This is a genomic window from Microcoleus sp. S1D4, assembly GCF_036700765.1.
In the GTDB taxonomy this organism is placed as follows: Bacteria; Cyanobacteriota; Cyanobacteriia; order Cyanobacteriales; family Microcoleaceae; genus Microcoleus.
This window is the reverse complement of sequence record NZ_JAUBPP010000024.1, coordinates 66566-90576: the sequence shown is the minus strand read 5'-3', so window position 1 is coordinate 90576 and position 24011 is coordinate 66566. Positions and strand designations below refer to the sequence as shown.

At 46.1% G+C, this 24011-nt stretch carries 22 protein-coding genes; 17 read left to right on the top strand and 5 right to left on the bottom strand.

Annotated features, from left to right (window positions below):
- The first annotated feature begins 286 nt into the window (after positions 1-286).
- The 7 genes from sir (at position 287) to QT998_RS22005 (ending at position 6712) form a co-directional block, all read left to right on the top strand.
- Positions 287-2272 carry a sulfite reductase, ferredoxin dependent gene (gene sir, locus QT998_RS22035; RefSeq protein ID WP_333089570.1) on the top strand — a complete coding sequence of 662 codons (1986 nt, stop codon included), beginning with the start codon at positions 287-289 and terminating at the stop codon, positions 2270-2272.
- Between the two features lie 318 nt (positions 2273-2590).
- Positions 2591-3424, top strand: a complete 834-nt coding sequence (locus QT998_RS22030; RefSeq protein ID WP_333089569.1) for an RsmE family RNA methyltransferase — start codon at positions 2591-2593, stop codon at positions 3422-3424.
- Positions 3425-3483: 59 nt separating this feature from the next.
- Positions 3484-3714 carry a hypothetical protein gene (locus QT998_RS22025; RefSeq protein ID WP_333089568.1) on the top strand — a complete coding sequence of 77 codons (231 nt, stop codon included), beginning with the start codon at positions 3484-3486 and terminating at the stop codon, positions 3712-3714.
- A complete protein-coding gene (locus tag QT998_RS22020; protein ID WP_333089567.1) occupies positions 3704-4093 on the top strand; it encodes a type II toxin-antitoxin system PemK/MazF family toxin in 390 nt (129 codons plus the stop codon). The genes QT998_RS22025 and QT998_RS22020 overlap by 11 nt, the downstream gene beginning before the upstream one ends.
- A gap of 62 nt (positions 4094-4155) precedes the next feature.
- Positions 4156-4572, top strand: a complete 417-nt coding sequence (locus tag QT998_RS22015; protein ID WP_333117730.1) for a lysozyme inhibitor LprI family protein — start codon at positions 4156-4158, stop codon at positions 4570-4572.
- A 53-nt stretch (positions 4573-4625) separates the two neighbouring features.
- Positions 4626-5096 (top strand): hypothetical protein, encoded by a 471-nt coding sequence (locus QT998_RS22010; RefSeq protein WP_333089564.1) that lies wholly within the window; start codon positions 4626-4628, stop codon positions 5094-5096.
- Between the two features lie 458 nt (positions 5097-5554).
- Complete coding sequence (locus QT998_RS22005; RefSeq protein ID WP_333117731.1) at positions 5555-6712, top strand: tetratricopeptide repeat protein; 1158 nt, start codon at positions 5555-5557, stop codon at positions 6710-6712.
- Between the two features lie 110 nt (positions 6713-6822).
- Here the strand turns inward: QT998_RS22005 and QT998_RS22000 are convergent, their stop codons facing one another.
- Positions 6823-7344, bottom strand: coding sequence for a hypothetical protein (locus tag QT998_RS22000; RefSeq protein ID WP_333089560.1), 522 nt, complete (start codon positions 7342-7344; stop codon positions 6823-6825).
- A gap of 315 nt (positions 7345-7659) precedes the next feature.
- Here QT998_RS22000 and QT998_RS21995 point away from each other — a divergent pair, with 315 nt between their 5' ends.
- Both QT998_RS21995 and QT998_RS21990 read left to right on the top strand, forming a co-directional pair.
- Positions 7660-8277 carry an esterase/lipase family protein gene (locus tag QT998_RS21995; protein ID WP_333089557.1) on the top strand — a complete coding sequence of 206 codons (618 nt, stop codon included), beginning with the start codon at positions 7660-7662 and terminating at the stop codon, positions 8275-8277.
- 2 nt (positions 8278-8279) lie between these two features.
- Positions 8280-8891 carry an esterase/lipase family protein gene (locus tag QT998_RS21990; RefSeq protein WP_333089556.1) on the top strand — a complete coding sequence of 204 codons (612 nt, stop codon included), beginning with the start codon at positions 8280-8282 and terminating at the stop codon, positions 8889-8891.
- Positions 8892-9017: 126 nt separating this feature from the next.
- On the opposite strand, the gene QT998_RS21985 is transcribed toward QT998_RS21990, so the two are convergent.
- Positions 9018-9449 carry a VOC family protein gene (locus QT998_RS21985; RefSeq protein WP_333089555.1) on the bottom strand — a complete coding sequence of 144 codons (432 nt, stop codon included), beginning with the start codon at positions 9447-9449 and terminating at the stop codon, positions 9018-9020.
- A gap of 19 nt (positions 9450-9468) precedes the next feature.
- Between QT998_RS21985 and QT998_RS21980 the strand changes: the two genes are divergently transcribed.
- Positions 9469-10281, top strand: coding sequence for a TIGR00297 family protein (locus tag QT998_RS21980; RefSeq protein WP_333089821.1), 813 nt, complete (start codon positions 9469-9471; stop codon positions 10279-10281).
- 354 nt (positions 10282-10635) lie between these two features.
- On the opposite strand, the gene hetR is transcribed toward QT998_RS21980, so the two are convergent.
- The 3 genes from hetR to QT998_RS21965 form a co-directional block, all read right to left on the bottom strand.
- A complete protein-coding gene (gene hetR / locus QT998_RS21975; RefSeq protein ID WP_333089819.1) occupies positions 10636-11541 on the bottom strand; it encodes a heterocyst differentiation master regulator HetR in 906 nt (301 codons plus the stop codon).
- Between the two features lie 614 nt (positions 11542-12155).
- The gene (gene patX, locus QT998_RS21970) at positions 12156-12383 is read right to left on the bottom strand and encodes a heterocyst-inhibiting protein PatX (RefSeq protein WP_194011834.1); all 228 of its coding nucleotides are present in this window, start codon (positions 12381-12383) and stop codon (positions 12156-12158) included.
- 94 nt (positions 12384-12477) lie between these two features.
- On the bottom strand, positions 12478-14364 hold the full coding sequence (locus QT998_RS21965) for an FAD-dependent oxidoreductase (protein ID WP_333117733.1): 1887 nt from the start codon (positions 14362-14364) through the stop codon (positions 12478-12480).
- A gap of 290 nt (positions 14365-14654) precedes the next feature.
- On the opposite strand from QT998_RS21965, the gene cysC reads away from it, so the two are divergent.
- The 7 genes from cysC to QT998_RS21930 all read left to right on the top strand — a co-directional run bounded on the left by cysC (position 14655) and on the right by QT998_RS21930 (position 23987).
- On the top strand, positions 14655-15179 hold the full coding sequence (gene cysC, locus QT998_RS21960) for an adenylyl-sulfate kinase (protein WP_333089551.1): 525 nt from the start codon (positions 14655-14657) through the stop codon (positions 15177-15179).
- 43 nt (positions 15180-15222) lie between these two features.
- Positions 15223-16941, top strand: a complete 1719-nt coding sequence (locus QT998_RS21955) for an SLBB domain-containing protein (protein ID WP_442921991.1) — start codon at positions 15223-15225, stop codon at positions 16939-16941.
- A 142-nt stretch (positions 16942-17083) separates the two neighbouring features.
- Entirely contained in the window at positions 17084-19411 is a 2328-nt protein-coding gene (locus tag QT998_RS21950) for a GumC family protein (RefSeq protein ID WP_333117737.1), read from the top strand.
- 382 nt (positions 19412-19793) lie between these two features.
- Positions 19794-21161 (top strand): NAD-dependent succinate-semialdehyde dehydrogenase, encoded by a 1368-nt coding sequence (locus tag QT998_RS21945; protein WP_333117739.1) that lies wholly within the window; start codon positions 19794-19796, stop codon positions 21159-21161.
- A 138-nt stretch (positions 21162-21299) separates the two neighbouring features.
- On the top strand, positions 21300-22940 hold the full coding sequence (locus QT998_RS21940; RefSeq protein ID WP_194067973.1) for an acetolactate synthase large subunit: 1641 nt from the start codon (positions 21300-21302) through the stop codon (positions 22938-22940).
- A 407-nt stretch (positions 22941-23347) separates the two neighbouring features.
- The gene (locus QT998_RS21935) at positions 23348-23686 is read left to right on the top strand and encodes a UPF0175 family protein (RefSeq protein ID WP_333117741.1); all 339 of its coding nucleotides are present in this window, start codon (positions 23348-23350) and stop codon (positions 23684-23686) included.
- The gene (locus QT998_RS21930; RefSeq protein ID WP_333117743.1) at positions 23643-23987 is read left to right on the top strand and encodes a type II toxin-antitoxin system RelE/ParE family toxin; all 345 of its coding nucleotides are present in this window, start codon (positions 23643-23645) and stop codon (positions 23985-23987) included. Before QT998_RS21935 ends, QT998_RS21930 begins: the two co-directional genes overlap by 44 nt.
- Positions 23988-24011: the final 24 nt, after the last annotated feature.

Genomic DNA, 24011 nt, shown 5'->3' with positions numbered 1-24011 from the left:
AATTTCAAAGGTTCAGGTTAATTATTTCTAAAGTTTCGTCAAGTTAAGCGATCGAAAGTATACACTCTGAATTACCATTTTTCAGCCCCGGTTCGATCGTGTTACAATTGAACAACATCAGAATTCCTACCGGATTACCGTTGTTAACTTAGTTATTAACCGAGTTATCAACAGATCCGACACAGCATTTCTGAGGAGATTTGTCAAGTAAAAACTTGTCAAGTGTCAAATTGTCAAGAAATATTCGATCGGCTGTATCTAATTATAACTGGCACTATACATTCCCATGATCACATCTTCCACTTCAACCCCCGTGGCGCGCAAGCCCTCAAAATCAGAAGGTCTCAAAGAACGCAGCAACTATTTGCGAGAACCCGTTGCGAGTGAACTGTTAGAAGAGACAACCCACTTCACCGAAGAAGGGCTTCAGATTCTAAAATTTCACGGTTCGTACCAGCAAGACAACCGCGACAATCGAGTTAAAGGACAAGAAAAAGACTATCAGTTCATGCTCCGCACCCGCAATCCCGGCGGTTTCGTACCCCCAGAACTATATCTTACCCTAGACAAGCTATCCGAAGAATACGGCAACCACACGCTCCGCGTCACAACGCGCCAAGGTTTCCAAGTGCACGGCGTGTTGAAGAAAAATCTTAAAGCAGTGTTTTCCTCAATTATAAAAAATATGGGGTCAACCTTGGGAGCTTGCGGCGACTTGAACCGCAACGTCATGGCACCGCCAGCACCGTACAAAAATCGCCCAGAATACGAGTATGCGCTGCAATACGCCAACAATGTAGCCGATTTGCTGGCACCGCAAACCGGTGCTTATTACGAAATTTGGCTGGATGGCGAAAAGGCTGTTTCAGGCGAGGAAGACCCAGCAGTCAAGGCCGCCAGACAGCGAAACGGTAACGGCACAATCTTTCACGACAAGGAAGAACCGATTTACGGCACCCATTATATGCCGCGCAAGTTCAAGTGTTCTGTTACTGTACCGGGAGACAATTCGGTTGATTTGTACTCTCAAGATTTGAGCTTGGTGGTAATTACCAATGAAGCTGGCGAGTTGCAAGGTTTTGATGTGTATGCCGGCGGCGGTTTGGGACGTACTCACAATAAAGAAGAAACTTTTGCGCGGCTTGCGGATGAGATTTGCTATGTTGCCAAGGATGATGTTTACGATTTGGTCAAGGCAATTGTAGCAACGCAAAGAGATTTTGGCGATCGCACAGACAGACGACACGCGCGACTGAAATATCTGATTAACGACAAAGGCTTGCAGTGGTTCCGGGCAAAAGTAGCCGAATATTTTGGCAAGCCGCTAGAAGCATTTAAACCCCTGCCTGATTGGAAGTATTTGGATTTCTTGGGCTGGCAGGAACAAGGCGACGGCAAGCTGTTTGTCGGCATTTCCATAGACAATGGCCGAATTAAGGACGAAGGTTCGTTTCAGTTAAAAACGGCTTTGCGGGAAATCGTGCAGAAGTACAATGTGCCGATGCTGGTAACGCCCCACCAAAACGTTTTGATTTACGATATTTCGCCGGATTTCAAACAGGAAATTCAGGGAATACTCGATCGCTGCGGCATTCAGCGGGAAACAGCGATCGACCCCATAGTACGCTATGCGATGGCCTGTCCGGCATTCCCGACTTGCGGGCTGGCGATTACCGAGTCCGAGCGCGTGATGCCGAGCTTTTTAGAGCGAATTCGGGCACTTTTGACCAAAGTTGGTTTAGAAGACGAGCATTTTGTGGTGCGGATGACCGGTTGCCCCAACGGATGCGCCCGCCCTTATTTAGCAGAATTGGCGTTTGTCGGGAGTGCGCCGGAATCCTACCAGATTTGGCTGGGAGGTTCCCCAGACCAAACGCGGCTGGCACAACCAATTGAGCAAAAGCTGCACGTAAATGATTTTGAAGCTTTTCTGGAGCCAATTTTTGTTTATTTTAAGCAAAAACGGCACTTGAGCGAGAGTTTTGGCAATTTTTGCGATCGTGTTGGGTTAGAATCTATCCGTCAATTTGTAACCAATCACCAATCTGCTGACTCGATGACAACTGAGATAAATGATTTAGATGTTACGTCTAGTAACGGCGAAGAGAATGAGACTGCTACTGCTGGCGGCAAAGTCCGTCGTCGAATTAGCGTCCGCGATGAAATCTACAACGAACTCAAGGAAGAAGCCGCCCGTCAGAGCAAGCCGATTACACAGCTAGCGACAGAAGCGATTTCCACTTATCTGAAGAAGATTAAGGAGGAAGGATAAGCCGATTTACGATTGTCAATTTTCCATCGCATCAAATAGAGTTTAGGCAAAAGTAACATAAGGGCAGAGCATTTGCAGAAAAAAAACTTGAATTTGTCAAATAATTCCGGTTGTAAATGCTTTGCCTTTAATATTTATGAGGTGCTTGGTTTTTAGATAAAAACGGCGATTGAAATCACTTCTAGACAAACGATGTCCGCCTGCGCGGACTAAGAAATACATCAGGTAAACAATCCATCTCCTCTCTTCCTCTGCGTTCTCTGCGCTCTCTGCGGTTAAATAAAAAAATCTAATAGAAAACGAGCAATCTAAAATTCAATGGCTCAATTACAAAGATTAGCAGTTACCGCAGCCCAAATTTGTGCTAACCAAATCGATTTAACTAAGGAACAACAGCATTATTTAAATCGGGTGTTGCGGTTGCAAGCGGGCGATCGATTTATTGCGATGGACGGCCGCGGACATTGGTGGTTAGCAATTCTAGCCGCCACGGAAACCGGGTTATTTGCCTCGATAACAGAGGAGATTGCCGCGAACGGGGAGCTTCCGGTGACAGTAACTTTGATGGCGGCATTGCCCAAGGGAAACGGCTTTGATGAGGTTGTCAGGCAGGCGACGGAGTTGGGTGTGGCTAGTATTGTGCCGGTGACGAGCGATCGCACTTTGCTCAAACCTAGTTCTCAAAAGGTCGATCGTTGGAGAAGGATTGCTGCAGAGGCCGCAGAACAGTCGGAACGTCAAATTGTCCCAGAAATTTTAGAGCCTGTTTCCTTTGATTTGGCTGTGAAAAATTGCGGTCAAAAACATCGATTTATTTGTGTGGCTCGCGGGGGAAATCGCCATTTGTGGGACTGCGTGAGCGGTTTAGAACCCCCCCAGCCCCCCTTGTTAAGGGGGGAGCAAGAACCGGAGGAATCCCCCCAGCCCCGCTTGCTAAGGGGGGAGCAAGAAACGGAGGAATTATCGATCGCGATTGCGGTTGGCCCGGAGGGTGGGTGGACTGATGGTGAAGTGGAAAGGGCGATCGAATTTGGTTTTGAGCCTGTCTCTTTGGGTAGTAGAATTTTGAGGGCGGTAACAGCGCCGATGGTGGCTTTATCTTTGGTGGGAGCCGCTTTTGAAAAGTGTCAATCCCCAAAAATATTTCCCTGAGCTGCTAGATATCCTAAACAAAGCTAAAATGTCAATAAGTCGTTGGGCATAAAAGTAAAATGTTAAAATCAGTAAAGGGTATATATCGAGACGGCAAAGTTGTGTTATTAGAAACTCCTGGCGACTTAACAGAAGGGAAAGTTATTGTTACTTTTCTCGCCGAATCAGGATTAGTCGAACTACAATCTCGCGGTATAGATCGCGAACAAGCAGGAGATTTACGCATCAGGTTGAGCAGATTTGCCGAGGATTGGGAACAACCGGAAATGGATGCTTACGATGATTTATAAACGCGGTGATGTAGCGCTGGTTCTGTTTCCCAATGCTGATTTGCGTACTGCGAAGCGCCGCCCAGTTTTGATAGTTCAAGCTAATAATTTGGGGACTGGTTTAGGACAAACCATTACAGCAATGATTACTAGCAATTTAGCTCGTGTTGGACACCCAAGCCGGGTTTTTGTTTCCCTCGCCACAAGGGAGGGCCAGCAAACACGATTGTTGGCTGACTCGGTAATCATGACAGACAATCTGGTGACACTTCTAGAAGTTGAAATCGATCGCAAAATTGGTATTTGGTCAAATATGGCCGCAGTAGATGCAGCTATCAAGCATACTTTGGGAATTCGACCGACAGAGCCAACCCTCGCCCAATCTAAAAATAATCTTTAAATTTATTGAATAAAATCTGTCTTGTGTTATAAAAAATCGTAAAATACGTGGGTTTTATGGTAATGAAAATAAATTTACCGAAAAACCGATCGCCCTTGTGGTCGATCGCACTTGTGACAATCTTAGCTACAGCATCAATTTTCGCACGATCGGGGCAATCTGTCATTGCTCAACAGATTAATTGCGATCGGCCGCAGGGAGATGTGGAAGCCAGAACTTGTATTAGGTTTAGGTATGAAGCCTCAGACAAACGGCTGAATGAGGTTTACAAGCAACTGGTTGCTAAATTGAGTCCCGAAGAGCGATCGATCCTTGCAGAAGCACAATTAGGGTGGATTCAGTTAAGAGATAAAACCTGCGAATTTGAAGTTTATAAAAATCGCGGCGGTACTGGTTATGGAGGTTTTCTCAATGAATGTTTGGATCGGATGACAAAAGCCCGCACAGCGGAATTAGAACAGTATTTAAAAGAAAGATAAAATACCAAGTACACTGTACAACACTTGATACAAATAAATAGAGGCAAGTATTTATGAATAGCCGATCGTCCTTCACCCTCACCCTCAGCCTCATCTCAGCAATTGTTACCGCGATTGCACCAGGAGTTTTCGCCCAACAATTGCAACTACCAGCCAACGCAACCTACATCGATAAAAATTGCAACCTCAACCAACAATTAGCCCCACTTGAAAGATACACTATATTTAGCAGAGAGGAATTTACAACTAACCGTAAAAAATATTGGTTCTACGCAGCCCGCTATCAAGACGGAGCCTCACTTTTCTGTATTTCCGAAAGAATTTTCATCAGGCCTCAAGTTTTAAATGTCGAAAAAATACAAAGACAATTTATTGACAAAGTAGTCCGAGACCCCAAAAACCCAACTGGCTTTATTATCACAGTCCGAGGAGGCAACGGGCCTGGTGCAACAACAACAAATTATCGCTTAGATTTGAGCAATGTCGATCGACCAAAACTCACCCCTCTGTCCGTCCCAAAATAGCGGACGACTCTATCCCCAAATCTTCTATCCATCCTTCAACCGCAGATATAAGGCAGATAAACACACCCCATAGCAGATAATTTCAGGAATTGAAAGCCAATGAAGGCAAGAAATCCAATCAACTTTCACAAAAAACCGCCCAAATATTAGACCAATTTAATAAATACTTCCTAATATATGAAGTTCTAGCCCCTTAATAAGGGGGCGGTTGGGGCGTTCTATGTAGCACTTATTTTGCTCGCATGGTATTACATATTTGCTCGTTACCAGGCTTTGCCTGGTAATGCAGATCCGCAGGCTATGCCTTCTTTGAACTCACAACTTACAGGAGAGAAGACTGCAAAAGATGCTTAAGTTATTAAGTTTTATATCCTAATATAAAAGCCAAACCTATTAACCACTAGCCAAAGCAACAAAACATCAGCCAAGATAGAAACAACCCCATTCCCGCAACCGCCATGACAGACATCCAGGAAATAGTCGCCTCCCTAGAAAGCCAAAACTACAAACAAGCCGCCCAACTCATCAAACAACTGCAAAAAAAATCCCCCGAAAACCCCTGGGTGCAATACTACATCGGCCGCTACTACGAACTCACCAACAACCCCGACAAAGCCCAAACAACCTACAAACAAATACTCCGCGACATCACCAACCCCAAAATCGTCACCCAAGCCCGCCAAGGCATTCAACGCATTGAAACCGCACAACAAAACCTCCGCCAACAAGCCATCGAAACCGCCAAAAACGACCCCAGCAGCCTCGAACCCGGACTCCTGATCCTCGAACCCGTGAGTCCCGAAGACAAGCCCGCCGCCGTACAAAATATCAGCAGAATCTTCAAAATCGATGCCTACACCACCCGGATGCAAATCCAAAGCCGTGGCTGGAGACTCTACAAAACCGGCCCCATCGCCGAACTCCGAATTTACGGTCAAGAACTTCTCAGCGCCGGGATTCCCGTATTTTGGACAACCCTAGCCGACATTCAAAAAATCCAAATTTTCCGCGTTCAACACTTCCAGTCTCTCTCTTCCCCAGCCGTTGTTTGCAAAGATCATCTAAATCGACTCGGTTCTATAGAATTCAATTGGTCAGAAGTCAGCCAAAGAGTAGAAGGTTTGTTACCGATGTTCATGGAAATCATGGACTACTCACCCAACCGCAGAACCGATCAATTTCGCCACAAAGAAATTACCCAAGATTACGCTCAAATCTGCGACTTGCACATTCCCAGCCGCAACTGCATCCTGCGAATTTGCGACCAAAGTTACGAATTTAAAGTAGGTGTTGACTTCACCCAAATTTCAGCAGCTATCCCAGCTTCACCGAACCTGAAAAACCCAACTTCCAGAGTCGAAAAATCCCCACAAATTCCTCAAAGTACCACCCGAATTAACTGGAATCGCTTACTGGAAATATTCGATCGCCAGCTTGACGTTACAGTGTGGTCAGAATTTACGCCCTTTGCTGAGACAGTCCTCGATTACACGCATATGTTGAGCAAAATTAAATCTCACGTAGAGGTCGATCGCAAATCCGAAACTCCTTGGGATCCCGCTTTCCAGCTATACAGCACCCTAGCCTTTCTCAGAAACCAAGGAAATAGGGAATAGAACCAAAAAAAGAGTTAAAAATTAAAAATGCCATTGCTCATTTTTAAATTTTTAACCCCAGCATTTGCAATTGTCAAATGCCAAATTCCCTATTACCAAATCCCTAACTTCTACTTCATTTTCACCTGACGAGCCATTTCCCGGAAATTGTTCATGCTAGGGCCAGGGCTGCGACGAGTGGTAGTTGGTATCGGCATTAAATTATTAGGAGCAAAAGTGCGATCGGATTCAGCTTGACTCGACACTTTCCCGTTAGTTACAGCAGCAGGAACCTTCGCCGGTTCCGAAGTCTTAGCAGGAAGACTAGCGACTGCTTCCTTTTCTTTCTTCTTAGACTTTTTCTCTACCTTAGCCTTCTTCGCCGGTTCAGACTTGTCTGACATAACAGCCTCAACTTTTGCAGGTACAGCCGCAACAGCATCCTCTACCTTCGCAACAGCATCACCTACCTTCGCAGGTGCAGCCTCTACCTTCTTCGCAACAGCAGCCTCTACCTTCGCCGGTGCAACCTTAGCGGGTTCCTTCGCGGAAGATTCGCCTAAATCCATGAAATATTCAGACTTTTTCAAGCCCAACAGTCTGCCGAAAAAGCCGAAAATACCGCCGAAGAAATTTTTGATAAAACCAAACATTAGACTTACTCCTTTTGTTCTTTTAGAGAAATTTGTACAAGCTTGTCAACAAGGTTAGCCTACGAGGTTGGGCAACTTTTGTCTATATTTCTTAATCAAAATTAACAATATTTTGATTAAAAACAGGGACATTCTAGTAATTTTTACTCAAGAATCCCAATTTTACTTTGCACTTGTTTACGATTATCTCAGAATTTATGAGATATTGCCTACTAGCCTGGGATACATCGAGCCGATTCGCTAGCTGTCCCAATATGGGTAAAATTACCTAGGCGATCGATTTATGCTTTAATCTGTAAGCAATTTTTTAGTAAAATGAACAGTACGCTCGATCGCAATCCTGTCATCCTGATCCACGGAATCTGGGACACAAAGGCTATTTTCAGCAAAATGTCCGCCCGCCTCACCGAACTCGGATGGTGTGTCCACAGCCTCAACCTCACCCCCAACGACGGCAGCCTCAGCCTCGACTCGCTAGCGAAACAACTAGCAGACTACATCTCTCAAAACTTCGAGCCACAACAGACTTTAGACATAGTAGGCTACAGCATGGGAGGCATCATCAGCCGCTACTACGTGCAGCGACTCGGAGGAATTAACCGAGTACAGCGTTTCATCACCATATCTGCCCCTCACAGCGGCACCCTCACCGCCTATTGCCTATCTTTACCAGGATACCTGGATATGCGGCTCAATAGCGACTTGCTGCGCGATTTAAATCAAGATGTGATGGATCTCAGACGAATAAACTTTACATCAATTTGGACCCCGTTTGACATCATGATTGTACCGTCGAAAAGCTCCAAAATGCCAGTAGGTAAAGAAGTTAAACTCAATGTAATGCTGCACCGCCAAATGGTGACAGACGACCAAAGTATTAACGCATTAATTGAAGAACTAAAAGCACCAATTAAAAATAAAATTTCCCCTTAAAAATGAATAGCAATTTCAGCCGCAACCCAGTCTTGCTAATTCATGGCATATTCAGAAAATCGGGAATCTTTCACAAAATGTCTGCCTACCTCAGAGATTTAGGCTGGTCAGTCTACAGCCTAGATCTTTCGCCCCACTGGGGCAACGCCAGCATCGACGAATTAGCCCAACAAATGGCAAATTATATAGACAAAAACTTCGAGCCACAACAGCCTTTAGATATAGTAGGATTGAGCATGGGCGGCTTAGTAACTCGCTATTACTTGCAAAGGTTAGGCGGAATTAACCGAGTCCAGCGCTTTATTGCGATATCTTCCCCTCACAACGGTACTTGGACGGCCTACACTCTCTGGGGAAAAGGCTGCGTTCAAATGCGTCCCGGCAGTGCTTTTCTGGAAGATTTAAATCGAGATGCTGAATTGTTGGCAAAGCTCAATTTTACTTCGATTTGGACAGATTGGGATTTTATCATCGTCCCGGCTTCTAGTTCCCAAATATCCGCAGCCAAAGAAGTAAAAGTTTCTGTATTCGCCCATGCTATGATGGTGAGACATGACCGCAGTTTAAAAGCGGTTGCTGAAGCACTTTCAGAACCATTGAAAGTTCATGATTAACCGTTTGATTCATTCTTGTATAAGGTCAAATTTTGTAGGGCGGGTGTCACCTACAATAATTGCCTAAAACCAACAATCTTGTAAACCCGCCCCCACGAACACGGCAAATCGCTACCGGACTAGATATCAAACAGCATCGCCGACTTCAGCGTATTCGCTGAGGCCAAAAATTGCTTCAGCTTCGCAGTAATACTTGAACTCTAGTATATTGTGGAAAGGGTCTTCTAAGAAGAAGGTGCGGTGCTCTGTAGGCAAACCGACAAATCGCCTTCTGGCTTCTTGATAGAAATTTAAGTTGTTTTGCTGTGCTTTTTCTAGCAATCCTTCCCAGTCAGCTTCTGAAGTGAAAATTAACCCAAAATGCCGGGGATAGATGCCTCGCTGAGGTGTCAAGGGTTCGCGGCTGACGTGGGCGACAATTTGATGGCCGCACAAACCCATAATCGCAGAATTCGGGGATTCGCGACCTAATGTGCAGCCGAGCCCGTCTACGTAGAAGGCTTTTGTTTGGGCAAGATCCGTTACGGGGAAGGCAAGATGAAATAAGATTTGGCTCATGGAGGTATATAAAGTGACTGTGCAGAATTCAGAATTGTTCTTTAATTATTTATCTTGGTCTAATCCTTGGTTGGTGGCGATCGCCCTTAATACATTTTTACTCGCGATCGCCACAGTTGCTCCCAAAAAATTGCTCACTCCCGCCGGACAATTTCACGGCTGGCTGCTAGGTGTAATTATCTGGGCGAGTTTGGGATGGCGGGGCTATGCGGTGGTGATGTTTTACTTTCTTGTGGGATCGGGAGTTACCCGCATCGGCAAAGCCCAGAAAGAAGCAGAAGGGATTGCTGAAAAGCGATCGGGCGCGCGAGGGCCGGAAAATGTCTGGGGTTCGGCTTTAACAGCTACTTTTTGTGCTGTGGGAGTTTTGGCATTATCTATTTTCGGAGATACGGGCAATATGCCTGTGCCACAAGATGTGATTTCTCTGTTGTTGCTGGGTTATGCCGCGAGTTTTTGTACCAAACTTTCCGATACCTGCGCTAGCGAAATCGGCAAAGCTTACGGCAAACATACGTTTTTGATTACTACGCTGCAGCCTGTACCTAGGGGTACGGAAGGGGCGGTAAGTCTGGAAGGAACGATCGCGGGCATTGTCGGTTCGATCCTGATTGCGTTTTTGAGTTGGGCTGTGGGTTTAATTGACTTGACAGGAGTTGTTTTTTGTATTATTGCAGCTTTTATTGCTACCAACATCGAGAGCGTGATTGGCGCGACGGTGCAATCAAAGTTTGAATGGCTGACGAATGAGGTAGTGAATTTTTTTAATACGCTGATCGGAGCGATTTGTGCGATCGTCTTGGCCTATGTCTGGAAAGCTTTTTTAGTTTAGTAATTTTTGAATGTCGCAAACTCAAGAAACCGGGTTTTTTACCAGCATTCAAGGCATTAACGCAGTATTTGCGGAAAACAACCCGGTTTCTGCACTATTAGTGATTAATCATTAATCATTAGTTTCGAGCGATCGACTAATAACTAATGACTAATCACTGAATTGTTGACTGTTGACTGTTGACTGTTAACTGCTAACTGTTGACTGTTGACTGTTGACTGTTAATTACTAACAACTGCCAACTGCCAACTACCAACTACCAACTGCCAACTACCAACTACCAACTACCAACTGCCAACTGCCAACTACCAACTAACAACTGCCAACTACCAACTACCAACTGCTTTCCTGACATTAAGCGTCGTCGTCTTGCGGCCCAAAAACCATTTGTACAACCATCGTTGGTTCGCCTCGCTTGTGATAGCGATCGGCCCAATTGCGAATAATTTCATCTAATTCTTCAACAGCTTGATCCAGCCGTTCCGGTGGGATATCCAAAGTCTCCATAACTCGCATCACGTTCGGTTGCTTTTCCGCCCAATCTTTCATCAGCCGGAAATATCTAGCCGTATCCTCCACCATCGTAAACGTGCGCTCTTCCTGCTCTGCGGGAGAGTAGGTAGCACGGGTGAGAGCATAAAACGGCATTCCCCAAGGAGAATCTATGCGAGTAACTGTTCCCGAATAGATCAAGCGGCGCTTGATGTGTTCTGCTAGAGCTTCGCTCAAAGGCATTCGCCTTTCTGGGTGCATCTCTTCTTGCGATCGCCTGTGCAGAAACTCGATCAACTCCATAAACTGAAAAGAATTGATCAGTTGAGCATCAGGCGGATTAGCAGGAACCTTGCCTTCGAGATATTTTTTTTCATCAGCATTCAAACTATTTCCCGGAATGCGGGGGCGGCCCGGCAACCAAGCATACTGTTCCAGCCAGACATAGGGAAACTGAATCAAATATCTAGGTTCTTGGGAACCCAACATTTTCAGCAATTTTCCCTTAGTCAGAGCTTCCTGAACTTCTTCGACAATCACCTTCACCCGTTTAGGCTCAATGTGATGCAAGTGTCCGGTCATCCGCAGGTTATCCTGCTCCATATAAGTCATATAAATGGCACACTTAGCCGCCGTTGCGGCCGCGTCTAGAAACGCCCCGTGCCTGTGCCCGCTGGTTCTCATGGCGCTAAACGCCAGATATAGCATGATCTGATCCATTGCACTAGGGCTGAGGCTTTTGACCAGATCTAAAGAGTCATTTTTCATCACAATCCCCGAAATAGCCAAACTAGGAGGCATCTTGCGATCCTCCATTAAATTATTGCGAGAGCGCCGAATCTAGCATAGCCGACTGTCGCCGGAAAGCTTGGCAGGTATCCTAATATTCAGGCCTATTAATTTCCCTGAGTTCACTGGGGCATTGGCTTAAATGCGACCGACACCAAATAAGTGGTTCTTATTGGCGAATTTAAGTAGATTGCTCTACCCTCTGCACTCAGGGTTTACCTATATTTAAGTTAGTTATCGCACGTTAATTATAATACAGCCGTTGAAAATTCAACCGCACCTGGGGGCGGCAAACGTAAATAAGTATTGCGATCGCAGGAATTTGAAGTGGCTCCGACAACGGGCGAGGGTCTGATGGGGCAGAGGAAAGCGTTTTCAAAACAAAACCGCCAAATACTAGAATCTATCTCTAGCTAGATGGCGGTTGCAGATTTATATGCTAACATATATCGCACACAAAGAATCTCCTAAGAAGTGTCAACAAAAAGTGCAGTTACCGTTTAACCTGAAAAATTAGAATTTCAGAAAATCAGATCCATCGAACCAACGGCCCGAACCAACTCAGTTGTGGCACTCGCTGAGATAGATTAATATTAGAAATCTTGTAGCGCATGAGTAACATTAGGCTCGATAAAGCTTCTGCGTCCGCTGCCTCTCTCTGGGCCACGCTCGCCCTTTTGTTGAGTTTGCGCTGACAACATATAATATTGGGCGGTAGCAGTTTCGAGCATTGGGGCGGGAGATTCAAAAGCTCGAGCGGCGCTGGCACTCAAGGTAATGCCCAACAGGCTCAGTAAAGCAATTGCAGTGTAGGTTTGCATGGGTAGTATCCGTGTCAGTGTCTATTACCTGATACGGACTTGGCCCGATCGATCAGGATAGATTTCTGCCAATTTCGGAACTTTGCAAAAAACCTTACTCTTGTAATGCTACAGATGTCAGCCGCAGCCAACCACCGGCTTTATTGGGCCAGCCCCACACTACGATCGGCTGTTCGGTTTCGCAATTGTCTAAAAAGCTGTCAGTTTCCCAGTCCAAAGTCACGAGTTGCCAAGTTTGACAGGCTAAGGATGCGGGACTTGTCAGGGTTAGCGTCCAGTCTTGCGAGCCTTTTCGGCGGAAAATGCCCGAAAATTCGTTGTGGGTATTTGCTGTCTGACTGCTGGGGTTTGGGCAGAAACTAAGTTCAGATGTCAAGGTTCTGGGTTCAAACACAGAAGTTTCGTTGAGAAACCGGGTTTGTCGCGATATTCGATCTGAGGAAGGACATTCGCCGCTGGCGGGATATGCTTGAGGTCGATCGAGATAATAGCGCTGGCGATCGAGCCAATCCGATCGATCCGGTGTCAAATTAAATAAAGGAACAACCGCCGCCCTCGCCTCGGAATCTTGCAGCAAAGCTTCCTGCAAAACCCTCACCGACAAATCGCGCGGCCCACATCCAGCTTCCACGCACAAAGCCGCCGCCATCCCCGCCGCCTGTCCGATATTCATCACCACCGGCTGCAAGCGAGTTGCACCGTTGGCGATGTGAGAGACAGAAATATTTTTTTCGCAAACCAGCAATCCGTCTGCACTCGCAGGAATTAACGCGCTGTAAGGAATTGTAAAAGTTGTGCCAGTCCAGCGGCCGCCCCAGCGGATAGATTTTGGCTGCAAGGGAATGTCGCCGCAGGGATAGTGATGATCGTTGGCGTAGTTGCCGATCGCAATTGTCTCACAAATTCCCTGAGAATTTATCGGCAATTTCGCAACTCTGCCGCCGACAATGGGCAAAATATCTTGTTCTGTGACTGTACAGAGTCCCCGCAAACGGCGGCTTTCTCGGTAGTAAGGATGCAGCGCGAAAGCAGAGGAAAGCAGGGGAGAATTTGGTGAATTTTCGGGCTGGGAAATCGGGAAAATATTCTGTGCTAAACCGTAGCGGCGGCCGAGTTGAGTTTGAATGAAGCGGGCGAAACTTTGACTGTGCCAGAGACTTTCTTGGTAGAATGCTTGTCGAGATGCTGTTGATTCAATTAGTCGATCGACCCCTTCACCATAATCATTACCGCGAATCGGCCAATTAATCATCAACAATCCCCCCGGTAGCCTGCCGTAGTTGAGAAATTGTTCGGGAGTGTAATCTTTCCAAGCACCGAAAAATCGATCGGGATTGTCAACAGGAGGCGCGGGAATTTCTGGTGCCGCAGCACCTTCCCCAAAATCCTGCATGACAACCACCCGAGTCGGAGCTTGCACCGAATACCGTTGTGTGAGATCGTTAGGGGCGATCGGCGCGCTGGGTTCTCCCCACTCGGCTTGAAATTCCCAACCCCAGCGGTGCCCGACTTCCGCTAAAGCCAATAAATCTCCTAATTCCGTTGCATCCAAAGTGACTTTTGCCAAAACAGTAACATCTGCAAACCGAACGCCAGAAATTCTGTTACCTTCGCAAATCACATCGCGAGCTATTTGTCCAGAAATCCAGTGCAAGTTCGGCAAACACTTAACCCAATCAGCAAAAATTTCCGCACCGACGCGGGGATCGTAAGTAAAAAAACTGACCCAGCCCCAATCCAAACCTCCCGGCTGTCGCTGCTGAAGTTCCCGGAGAAATGCACCCCACAAACCAGTTTGAAAAGCTGCTAATTCGTTACCATCCGGCGCACAAACGCCAGCGGAAGTCAGCATTCCTCCCAGCCAAGGGAATTCGCTGACTAAAATAGTTTTGGCACCGTGGCGGGCTGCTTGCACGGCTGCTGCAGTGCCGCCGGTGCCGCCACCGACGACTAAAACATCTGCTTTTAAGAGAGAAGACATGAAGATTTTAGATTTTAGTTACGCATGGGGCCAGAAACCGGGTTTTTTGCGAAAAGACGGCTCGCAGCCGACAGGCGATCGTAAAAATTGTACAACGGATTTTAAGACTACCTATTTTTCCTCCCTTTCCTTCCCCCTTCCTCTGCGTCCTCTGCGTCCTCTGCGGTTAATAAAAATCTGAAAATTAGAGCGCATCTCAAATCAAAAACAATCAGAAAATGGGAACCAAAAGATTAAAATAATAAATCCCACTATTTCCTCACTATTCACTACTAACCAAGCAATTAAAAATGGAAAAAGGTTTTATTTTGTGGTTCACCGGCCTGAGCGGTTCCGGTAAGACAACTATCAGCGAAGCTCTCGAACCAGAATTGAAGCGTCGAGGCTGCAAAGTGGAAATCTTGGATGGAGATGTCGTGCGTACCAACTTGTCAAAAGGTTTGGGATTTAGCCAAGAAGACCGGGATACTAATATTCGGCGGATTGGATTTGTCGCTCACCTGCTGAGCCGCAATGGAGTTGCCGCAATGACCGCAGCTATTAGCCCCTACAGAGCAATTCGCGACGAAATTAGAGCGATGGAGCCAAATTTTGTTGAGGTGTATGTCAAAGCGCCCTTAGCAGTGTGCGAAGGTCGCGATGTCAAGGGGCTGTACGCTAAGGCGAGAGCCGGAGAAATTAAGGGTTTTACCGGAATTGACGATCCTTATGAAGAACCGCTCAATCCTGAGATTATTTGCTACACAGAGCAAGAAAGTGTAGAAGAGAGTGTTAAAAAAGTTCTGAACAAGTTAGAACAGTTAGGTTACATTTGATGTTGGCGGGGTAGGAAGAGGATAGGGGCAAAAAGCGATGGTGGTGAAAAGTTCTTCGCGCGGCGTGCAACTTGATAAAAAACCTGACCCTCGGGCTTTCTTGGCTTTGACGGAAATGGTTCGATTGTTCGCTTCTGTTTCGAGGAAAGGAACCCGGAGAGATGTTTCCAGCAAAAGCTGCAAGCTGGGTTATTTGACAAGTAATGCCGTCAAAAATTTGATTGTCCAAAGTTTAACAGTTTCAGTGCTGGGGGCTGTGGGTTCGTTTCCGGCGGCTGCTCAGTTTTTGCCTCCTCCTCCTCCTCCTCCTGCTTCGGGCGAGCCGATATCCGTACCCGCAGCGCCGGGATTTCCGGGACTTCCGGAAAGTGCGCCTGCAAGTTTTCGATCAGAAGTTTACACTTTGGGCGCGGGCGATCGCATTCAAATCGACATCTTCAACGTCCCGGAATACAGCGGCCCCAACGGTCAACACCAAATACAGGCCGACGGTTCCCTGAGTTTGCCCTTAATTGGCAGCCTGGAAGTGGCAGGAATGACCTTAGAACAAGCTTCTAATGCTGTCAAGGAGCTATACGGCAAATATCTCAAACGTCCTTGGATTACGCTTAAACTGCTGGCGGCGCGTCCTTTGCAAATTGCGATCGCCGGTGAAATCAACCGCCCCGGAGCCTATACAATATCCTCAGCAGCAGGCCCCGGAGGCACCTCAGAACAAATTGGCATTCAAATGCCCACGATATCGCGGGCTCTGCGAATGGCGGGAGGAATTACCCAATCAGCAGACGTGCGGCAAATCAAAATCCGTCGCCCCCAGCGCAACGCACCGGAACAAATTATTAGTGTGGATTTGTGGGACTTATTGCAAAACGGCAATTTGCGCGCCGATTTGACTTTGCGCGACGGCGACACGATATTTATTCCCACTGTAACTAGCCTCAACCGTCAAGAAGCACCCACTTTAGCAGTAGCTAACATTACCGGACAAAGCACTCAACCAATTAATATTGCTGTGGTGGGCGAAGTAACTCGCCCCGGTACTTATACTCTGGCAAAAGAGGTTCAAAGTAAAGTACAAGAGAATGAAATAGGTGCAAATTCTGGTTTGTTTGCTGCCAGCGAAACTCCCGCCGGCGGGGAAACTCTCGTACAGCAAACTGTAACTAAGGCGATTAAAATGGCCGGCGGCATTACACCGGTAGCCGATATCAGACAAATACAAGTTCGCCGCCTGACTCGCGCGGGTACGGAACAAATTATTAATGTAAATTTGTGGCAACTTTTAGAAGGGGGAGATGTATCTCAAGACTTAGCGCTACAACAGGGAGATACGGTAATTGTTCCCAAAGCCGATAATCTTGATGCAGTCGAAGGTGAACAAGTGGCTAGTTCTACTTTTTCACCGGATACAATTAAGGTGAGCATTGTGGGAGAAGTCGTGAAAGCCGGATCGTTTGCGATGATGCCCAACACTTCTTTAAATCAAGCGCTTGTAGCAGCCGGAGGTTTTAATAAATCGCGCGCCGAAATGGATTCTGTAGATTTAATTCGCATGAATTCTAACGGTACTGTTTCCCAGCTAAATGTTAAGGTGAATTTTTCTGCAACAGCCAATGAGGAAACTAATCCCAAACTGCAAAATAATGATGTAATTATGGTAAGGCGATCGGGCCGTGCTACCTTCTCGGATAATGTAGGCGGAACTCTCGCTCCTTTGAGCCCGCTGTTGGGAATATTTCGGTTGTTCAATATTTTTCGGTGATTTGAATAGACTAGCGCTAGGCATTCAAAAACCAGGTTTCTAGAAAAAATTTCAGTTGGGTAACTAGATATCTAGTCAGAAACCGGATTAATGAAACGACTCCAGCCTTACAGACGTTTAAACTAATAAGTTGTAAAATCAAATGAAACCAGGTAAAAAGTCTCAAATAACACAGTTTAATAACAATAGACAACTTTTGGATCGACAAAAAATATCAACAGCAGTTTATCAAGACAATCAATTTTTAGACAGGGAAAACACACAGGAAGAAGAGTTAAGTTTTTGGGAGATTTGTCGCAGCCGTTCCTTCTTAGTCATCGGCGTAGCAGTGGCAGTAACAACAGGAGTTTTTGCCTGGACGTTGACTCAAAAAAGCGAATACGAAGGGCGGTTTCAATTATTAGTAGAACCCGCTGTTACGCAAAACACTTTAGCAAAAGTCTACTCCGGCGAGCTGAAACTGCAACCGGCGACTCCCGGCACGCCAGAAAATCCGGTTTTTGACTACGAATCGCAAATTCAAGTTTTGCAAAGCCCGCAAGTGATGTCGCCAATTATTAAACAATTGCAGGCTAAATATCCCGAAATAAATTACAGCTACCTTTTGAACCAAAAAGCAGATAATTTACCGTTTTCGGGACAAACTAGGCTGTCAGTCAATCGGTTCAAAAATACCAAAATTATCGAAGTTAGATATCGAGATTACGACCCGAAAAAAATTAATTTTGTTTTGGAAAAAGTGGCTGTTGGTTTCCGCAACTACAGCGTGCAAGATACCAAATCACAAATTAACCAGAGTCTAGATTTTGTGAAATCGCAACTTCCGAACCAAAAAAAGCGCCAACAACTTCTGCAAACCGAAATTCAAAAATTGCGGCAGCAATACAATTTCATTGATCCGCAAATTCAGAGCCAACAACTAGCGCAACAAATTAGTCAAATTCAAGCGCAACGATTAGACGCGCAAACACAGTTCAACCAGCAGAGATTGCTCTATGCTAACCTGCAAAATCAGCTCGGATTGAACCAGAAACAAGCGCTGATGGCTTCGGCTTTGAGTCAAGCTCCCCGCTATCAAGCAATGCTGACTCAATTACAGCAATTGGAAGGGCAAATTGCCATTAATTCGGCTACATATACAGACCAAACTCCGCAAATTCAATTGTTGCGAGAACAGCGCAATAATTTGATTCCTTTGTTGCAGAAAGAAGCCCAACAAGTTTTGGGAACTGATTTGGCTAAGGTGAATTCGCAGGTGCTGGCTTTTCAAGATCCGGTGCGGATTAAGTTGATCGAGCAGTTTATCGGTACTGCTAATTTGATTCAGGTGCTGGGGGTGCGAAATGTGGTTTTGGAACAAGCTGCTAAGGAGTTGAATCAATATTCTCAAGGATTTCCGGTGATTTTGCGCCGCTATTCGGATTTGCAGGGGGAAGCGGAGTTGACTAATAATACGCTGAATAGTTTGCTGGCGAAACAGCAAGCTTTGCAGCTAGAAGCTGTCGGTCAAAAAGAGGTGGCTTGGGAGGTGATTGCGAAGCCGGAAATTCCGCGCTATAGAAATGGCGAGTTGATGGCTGTTGCTCCGATTATGCCTTTGAATTTGGCTTTGGGGGGATTGGCTGGTTTGGTGTTCGGTATGCTGATGGCGCAGTTGGCGGAACGGTTTAATAATAAAACGGTGTTCGAGACTCCCGAGGATGTCAAACATTCGATTCACCTACCTTTGTTGGGGATAATTCCTGCTAGCGATAAAATTTTGAGACTGCCGCCTGCTGAGAAGACTTCGGTGGATGTGGAAATTTCGCCGATGCCGACGGATGCTTTTCAAGAGGCTTTTCGATCGCTCAATGCTAATATTCGGTTGCTAAACGTTGATACTCCGATCAATTCTTGTGTAATTTCGTCTTGTCAAGTAGCTGATGGCAAGTCTACTGTGGCAGTAAATCTGGCACGGGCGGCGGCTGCAATGGGCCAGCAAGTGCTGTTGGTGGATGCGGATTTACGGCGGCCGCAGGTGCACGAAATGCTCGGTTTGCCGAACTGGCAAGGCTTGCACAACGTGATTGCTGAGGATTTGGATGTGGAAGATGCGATCGTGCGATCGCCCAGGGATGAAAACCTATTTGTGTTAACATCCGGGCCAGTACCTCCAGACCCCACCAAGGTGCTTTCTTCGCGAAAAATGCAGCATTTAATGGCAGCTTTGGCAAGTCATTTTGACTTAGTTATTTACGATACTGCGCCGCTTTTGGGTTTGGCAGATGCAAATTTGTTGGCCGGTCAAACTAACGGATTGATGCTGGTAGTTGGGCTGCATCAAACTGAGCGGGAGGCACTGTTGTTAGCTTTTGAGGATTTGAAAATGGCAGGAATTCCGCTGTTGGGAATGGTGGCTAATAACGATAAGGGCAGCAGGTATTACTATCAGTCTTACGTGCAGAATTACATTGAGGAGAAGTCTGTTTAACCCAGATGTTGTACCATTCTCAACAAGCCTTTTATGGACGGGATCTCCTGCCCATCCCACAAGAGATGAATTTTCTTGTGGAACGGGCTCTGCGGCCCGTTCTTGACAATGGTGCAAGATGTCTGTTTGACAGGTGCAGTCGGTTTCAAACAGGTTGACGGCGAACATAAACTTTAATAACAAAATTTCTTAAGATTTGCGATTGCTCCCCTGCCGTATAATTGAAAATTGAGACATTTAAACAAATATCGGGAGTTGCAAGTTAGGAAGACCTAAAAGTATGGCTGGCAAATTCCAATTTTGTAATACATCTATACAACAACTCCCAGTTAGCTTGCAAACTATAAGGGAGTTTTGTGTTTTTTGAAAAGGAGATGAAACCATGACTATTGCTACTATCAATCCCGCAACGGGAGAAACGCTCTCAACTTTTGAGGACATAACGGATGAGGCAATTGAAGCTAAGCTGGAATTAGCACAGCAAGCTTTTAACAATTACCGCGACTTGCAGTTTGAGCAGCGAGCAATTTGGCTGCAAAAAGCTGCGGATATCTTGGAGCGCGATCGCGAAATTTACGCCGAAATGATGACGCTGGAAATGGGCAAAACGTTCAAATCGGCGATCGGCGAAATAGAAAAATGCGCCTTAGTTTGCCGCTACTACGCCAAAAATGCCGCTCAATTTATGGCAGACGTACCGGCAACCACCGACGCTAGCAGTAGCTTTGTCCGCTACCAACCGCTGGGCGTTATTTTAGCCGTCATGCCCTGGAATTTCCCATTTTGGCAAGTGTTTCGGTTTGCCGCACCGGCGCTGATGGCGGGCAATGTCGGCTTGCTCAAACACGCTTCCAACGTGCCGCAGTGCGCTTTAAAAATCGAGGAAATTTTCGCGGAAGCTGGCTTTCCCGAAGGAGTTTTTCAAACTTTGTTAGTGGGAGCCGACAAAGTAGCTAAGATAGTTGCGGACGATCGCATCAAAGCAGCAACTCTCACCGGTAGCGAACCCGCTGGGGAAAGTTTGGCAGCAAATGCCGGCAAAAATCTCAAAAAAGTAGTGTTGGAATTGGGAGGAAGCGACCCATTTATTGTAATGTCCAGCGCCGATTTAGAATTAGCTTTATCAACAGCAGTCACATCGCGGATGCTGAATAACGGCCAATCTTGCATTGCCGCCAAACGCTTTATTTTAGCAGAAGAAATCGCCGACGAATTCATCAAAGGATTTATCGAAAAATTCGAGCAATTAAAAGTAGGCGATCCGATGTTACCCGAAACCGATATCGGCCCTTTGGCTACCCCAGCAATTCTGAAAGAATTGGACAATCAAGTGCAAACCTGCATCAAATCGGGGGCCAAACTTCTCACTGGCGGCCGCCCGCTGTCAGAGAAGGCGGGCAATTTTTACTTACCAACTATCCTGTCAGATATTCCTGCGGATGCTGCGGCGCGTCAAGAAGAGTTTTTCGGCCCGGTAGCCTTGGTATTCCGGGTTGCAGGCATCGATGAGGCGATCGCCCTAGCTAACAACACATCCTTTGGCTTGGGTGCCGCAGCTTGGACTACAGTAAGAACAGAGAGCGATCGGTTTATTTCGGAACTAGAAGCCGGCGCAGTATTCATTAACGGCTTAGTCAAATCCGACCCCAGACTGCCCTTTGGCGGCATCAAACGCTCCGGTTACGGACGCGAATTGAGCATCCAAGGAATTCACGAATTTGTCAACATCAAAACAGTGTGGGTAAAATAAACAAAATTTGACAAATTTTTCGTCAAAACATCAATTAATCTGCGTCAATCCGCGTTCATCAGCGGTTAAAATTAATCTAGTATCTTGACGAAAAGTTTGTCAAAAAATACCGCCCCATTTAAATAGGAAAAAACCGAAATGAACACAGCTCAACTACTTGTCAAATGTTTAGAAAACGAAGGCGTAGAATACGTATTCGGACTTCCCGGAGAAGAAAATTTAGAAGTTTTAGAAGCCCTAAGAACCTCTTCAATTAAATTTATTACTACTCGCCACGAACAAGGCGCAGCCTTCATGGCCGACGTTTACGGCCGCCTCACAGGCAAAGCCGGCGTTTGCTTGTCCACCTTGGGCCCCGGCGCAACTAACTTAATGACAGGAGTTGCTGATGCCAACTTAGACGGCGCTCCTCTAATAGCAATTACCGGACAAGTCGGTACAGACAGAATGCACATAGAATCGCACCAATATTTAGATTTGGTGGCTATGTTTGCGCCTGTTACTAAGTGGAACGCTCAGATTGTCCGTCCCAGCACTACCTCAGAAATCGTCCGCAAAGCTTTTAAAGTTGCTCAAAGCGAAAAGCCCGGAGCCGTTCATATTGACTTGCCAGAAAACATCGCCGCAATGCCTGTGGAAGGAAAGCCGCTCACCAAAGACAACCGCGAAAAAACTTTTGGCGCTTACAAAAGCCTGAATAAAGCAGCCATAGCAATTTCTAAGGCAAAAAGTCCTTTGCTGTTAGTAGGAAACGGCGCAGTCCGCGCTAACGCTAGCGATACTTTGACAGAATTTGCTACTCGATTAAATATTCCAGTAGCTAATACTTTTATGGGCAAAGGCGTAATTCCTTACACTCATCCTTTGGCACTTTGGACGACGGGATTGCAAAAGCGAGATTACATTAGCTGTGCTTTTGAAGAAACGGATTTAGTGATTGCTGTTGGCTACGATTTAATTGAATATTCCCCGAAAAAGTGGAATCCTGACGGGAAAATTCCGATTATTCACATTGGAGCTTTGCCTGCAGAAGTTGATAGCAGTTATATTCCTATTGTAGAAGTTGTGGGGGATATTTCTGATTCCCTCAATGAAATTTTGCAGCGCGCGGATCGCATGGAAAAAGTAGACCCTTTTGCGAAGCAATTGCGGGCGGATATTCGCGCTGGGTACGAACAATATGCAGCGGATGATGGTTTCCCGATCAAGCCACAAAAAATCATTTACGATTTGCGGCAAGTTATGGGCCCGGAAGATATTGTCATATCTGATGTGGGAGCTCATAAAATGTGGATCGCGCGGCACTATCATTGCGATCGCCCGAATACCTGTTTAATTTCCAACGGATTTGCGGCAATGGGAATTGCGATTCCCGGCGCGGTGGCTGCAAAACTCGTTTATCCCGATCGCAAAGTAGTAGCAGCCACCGGCGACGGCGGTTTTATGATGAACTGTCAAGAGTTAGAAACTGCGTTGCGCGTCGGTACTAATTTTGTGACTCTCATCTTTAATGACGGCGGCTACGGGTTAATTGAATGGAAGCAGGAAGATCAGTTTGGCCATTCAGATTTCATCAAATTTGGCAATCCCGACTTTGTAAAATTTGCCGAAAGTATGGGTTTAAAAGGTTATCGCGTGGAAGCTGCTAGCGATTTGATTCCTATCCTGAAGGAAGCGCTTGCTCAAGATGTTCCCTGCGTGATTGACTGTCCGGTAGACTACCGAGAAAATGCCCGTTTCAGTCAATTATCTGGGGATATGAGTTGCAATATAACATAAATTAGATCGGGCGGGTTCGCGATTATTCATACTTTAGATAGGTGAGTATTCGTCAACCCCTCTCAAAAAGCTGAGATACAGGTTCAATAGGGTTTACTGAAGTGATAAGTTGTAGGGTGCGTCGCTGGTTTAATCCGGCGTTGTGGGGCGAGAGTTGGGATTGGCGATGCACCCTAGGTTGACTTGAATTTGAGATATTGCACCATTGTCAAGAACAGGCTTTCCGGCCTGTTCCACAAGAGATAAATTATTGTGGAGGTAAGGTGGGCCACAAACCCCCAGCACTGTTAAAGTGCTGATATATCTACTCGTTTCAATCTTGAAGAATACAGCGAATCAATCAAAGTTTAATGAATCTGTATCGATCGCACTTAAAAGCCTATACAAACCTAAGATTACTATAAATCATGCAAATTACGATCGACCTTCCCGACAATCTCCCCCTGACTGAAGCTGATGTGAGGATCGAATTGGCGATCGTACTTTATCAGCAGCACAGCCTCAGTCTCGATAAAGCCGCTCAACTCGCTGTAATGTGTGTGGACGACTTCTACCAACTATTAATCGATCGCCATATTGTCAGTCCGCCCGCAGATGCCGATGACGAACCCGCCGAACTCGTCCTAGCCAGCCTCCGTACCTCCCTCCAGCAAATTAAAGAAGGCAAATTACATCCTATTTCTGAACTGTGGGATGGTATTGATGAGTGGCGAGATACCCCAAGTCCAGATTCTCTTTTCCGATGAGTTCAAAACACGACTTCGCACCCTCATTAAACGCTACCGAAGCATCCGCACCGACATACAACCACTACTTAATGAACTCCAGTCTGGCAACTTTATCGGCGACCAAATCCCTGGTACTGGCTACACTGTATTCAAAGTCAGACTGAAAAATAGTGACATCCAAAAGGGCAAAAGTGGCGGCTACCGAGTTATCTATCAACTCAGGGGCGATACCTACATCTTACTGGTCGTTATCTACTCCAAGTCAGACCAAGATGACATCCCAGCTAATCAAATTCGAGACATTATCGATGGCGTTTGAAAAAGCAACCAAATTCATAAAAGT

Bases quoted from the DNA above. Each gene is read 5' to 3' on its own strand.
- patX (WP_194011834.1), bottom strand. From the start codon at position 12,383: ATGCAAACCTACACTGCAATTGCTTTACTGAGCCTGTTGGGCATTACC.
- QT998_RS21995 (WP_333089557.1), top strand. From the start codon at position 7,660: ATGAACAGTACGCTCGATCGCAATCCTGTCATCCTGATCCACGGAATC.
- QT998_RS21935 (WP_333117741.1), top strand. From the start codon at position 23,348: ATGCAAATTACGATCGACCTTCCCGACAATCTCCCCCTGACTGAAGCT.
- hetR (WP_333089819.1), bottom strand. From the start codon at position 11,541: ATGAAAAATGACTCTTTAGATCTGGTCAAAAGCCTCAGCCCTAGTGCA.
- QT998_RS22025 (WP_333089568.1), top strand. From the start codon at position 3,484: ATGTTAAAATCAGTAAAGGGTATATATCGAGACGGCAAAGTTGTGTTA.
- QT998_RS22000 (WP_333089560.1), bottom strand. From the start codon at position 7,344: ATGTTTGGTTTTATCAAAAATTTCTTCGGCGGTATTTTCGGCTTTTTC.
- sir (WP_333089570.1), top strand. From the start codon at position 287: ATGATCACATCTTCCACTTCAACCCCCGTGGCGCGCAAGCCCTCAAAA.
- QT998_RS22030 (WP_333089569.1), top strand. From the start codon at position 2,591: ATGGCTCAATTACAAAGATTAGCAGTTACCGCAGCCCAAATTTGTGCT.
- QT998_RS22015 (WP_333117730.1), top strand. From the start codon at position 4,156: ATGAAAATAAATTTACCGAAAAACCGATCGCCCTTGTGGTCGATCGCA.
- QT998_RS21985 (WP_333089555.1), bottom strand. From the start codon at position 9,449: ATGAGCCAAATCTTATTTCATCTTGCCTTCCCCGTAACGGATCTTGCC.
- QT998_RS22010 (WP_333089564.1), top strand. From the start codon at position 4,626: ATGAATAGCCGATCGTCCTTCACCCTCACCCTCAGCCTCATCTCAGCA.
- QT998_RS21940 (WP_194067973.1), top strand. From the start codon at position 21,300: ATGAACACAGCTCAACTACTTGTCAAATGTTTAGAAAACGAAGGCGTA.
- QT998_RS21965 (WP_333117733.1), bottom strand. From the start codon at position 14,364: ATGTCTTCTCTCTTAAAAGCAGATGTTTTAGTCGTCGGTGGCGGCACC.
- QT998_RS22020 (WP_333089567.1), top strand. From the start codon at position 3,704: ATGATTTATAAACGCGGTGATGTAGCGCTGGTTCTGTTTCCCAATGCT.
- QT998_RS21950 (WP_333117737.1), top strand. From the start codon at position 17,084: ATGAAACCAGGTAAAAAGTCTCAAATAACACAGTTTAATAACAATAGA.
- QT998_RS21930 (WP_333117743.1), top strand. From the start codon at position 23,643: ATGAGTGGCGAGATACCCCAAGTCCAGATTCTCTTTTCCGATGAGTTC.
- QT998_RS21945 (WP_333117739.1), top strand. From the start codon at position 19,794: ATGACTATTGCTACTATCAATCCCGCAACGGGAGAAACGCTCTCAACT.
- QT998_RS21990 (WP_333089556.1), top strand. From the start codon at position 8,280: ATGAATAGCAATTTCAGCCGCAACCCAGTCTTGCTAATTCATGGCATA.
- cysC (WP_333089551.1), top strand. From the start codon at position 14,655: ATGGAAAAAGGTTTTATTTTGTGGTTCACCGGCCTGAGCGGTTCCGGT.
- QT998_RS22005 (WP_333117731.1), top strand. From the start codon at position 5,555: ATGACAGACATCCAGGAAATAGTCGCCTCCCTAGAAAGCCAAAACTAC.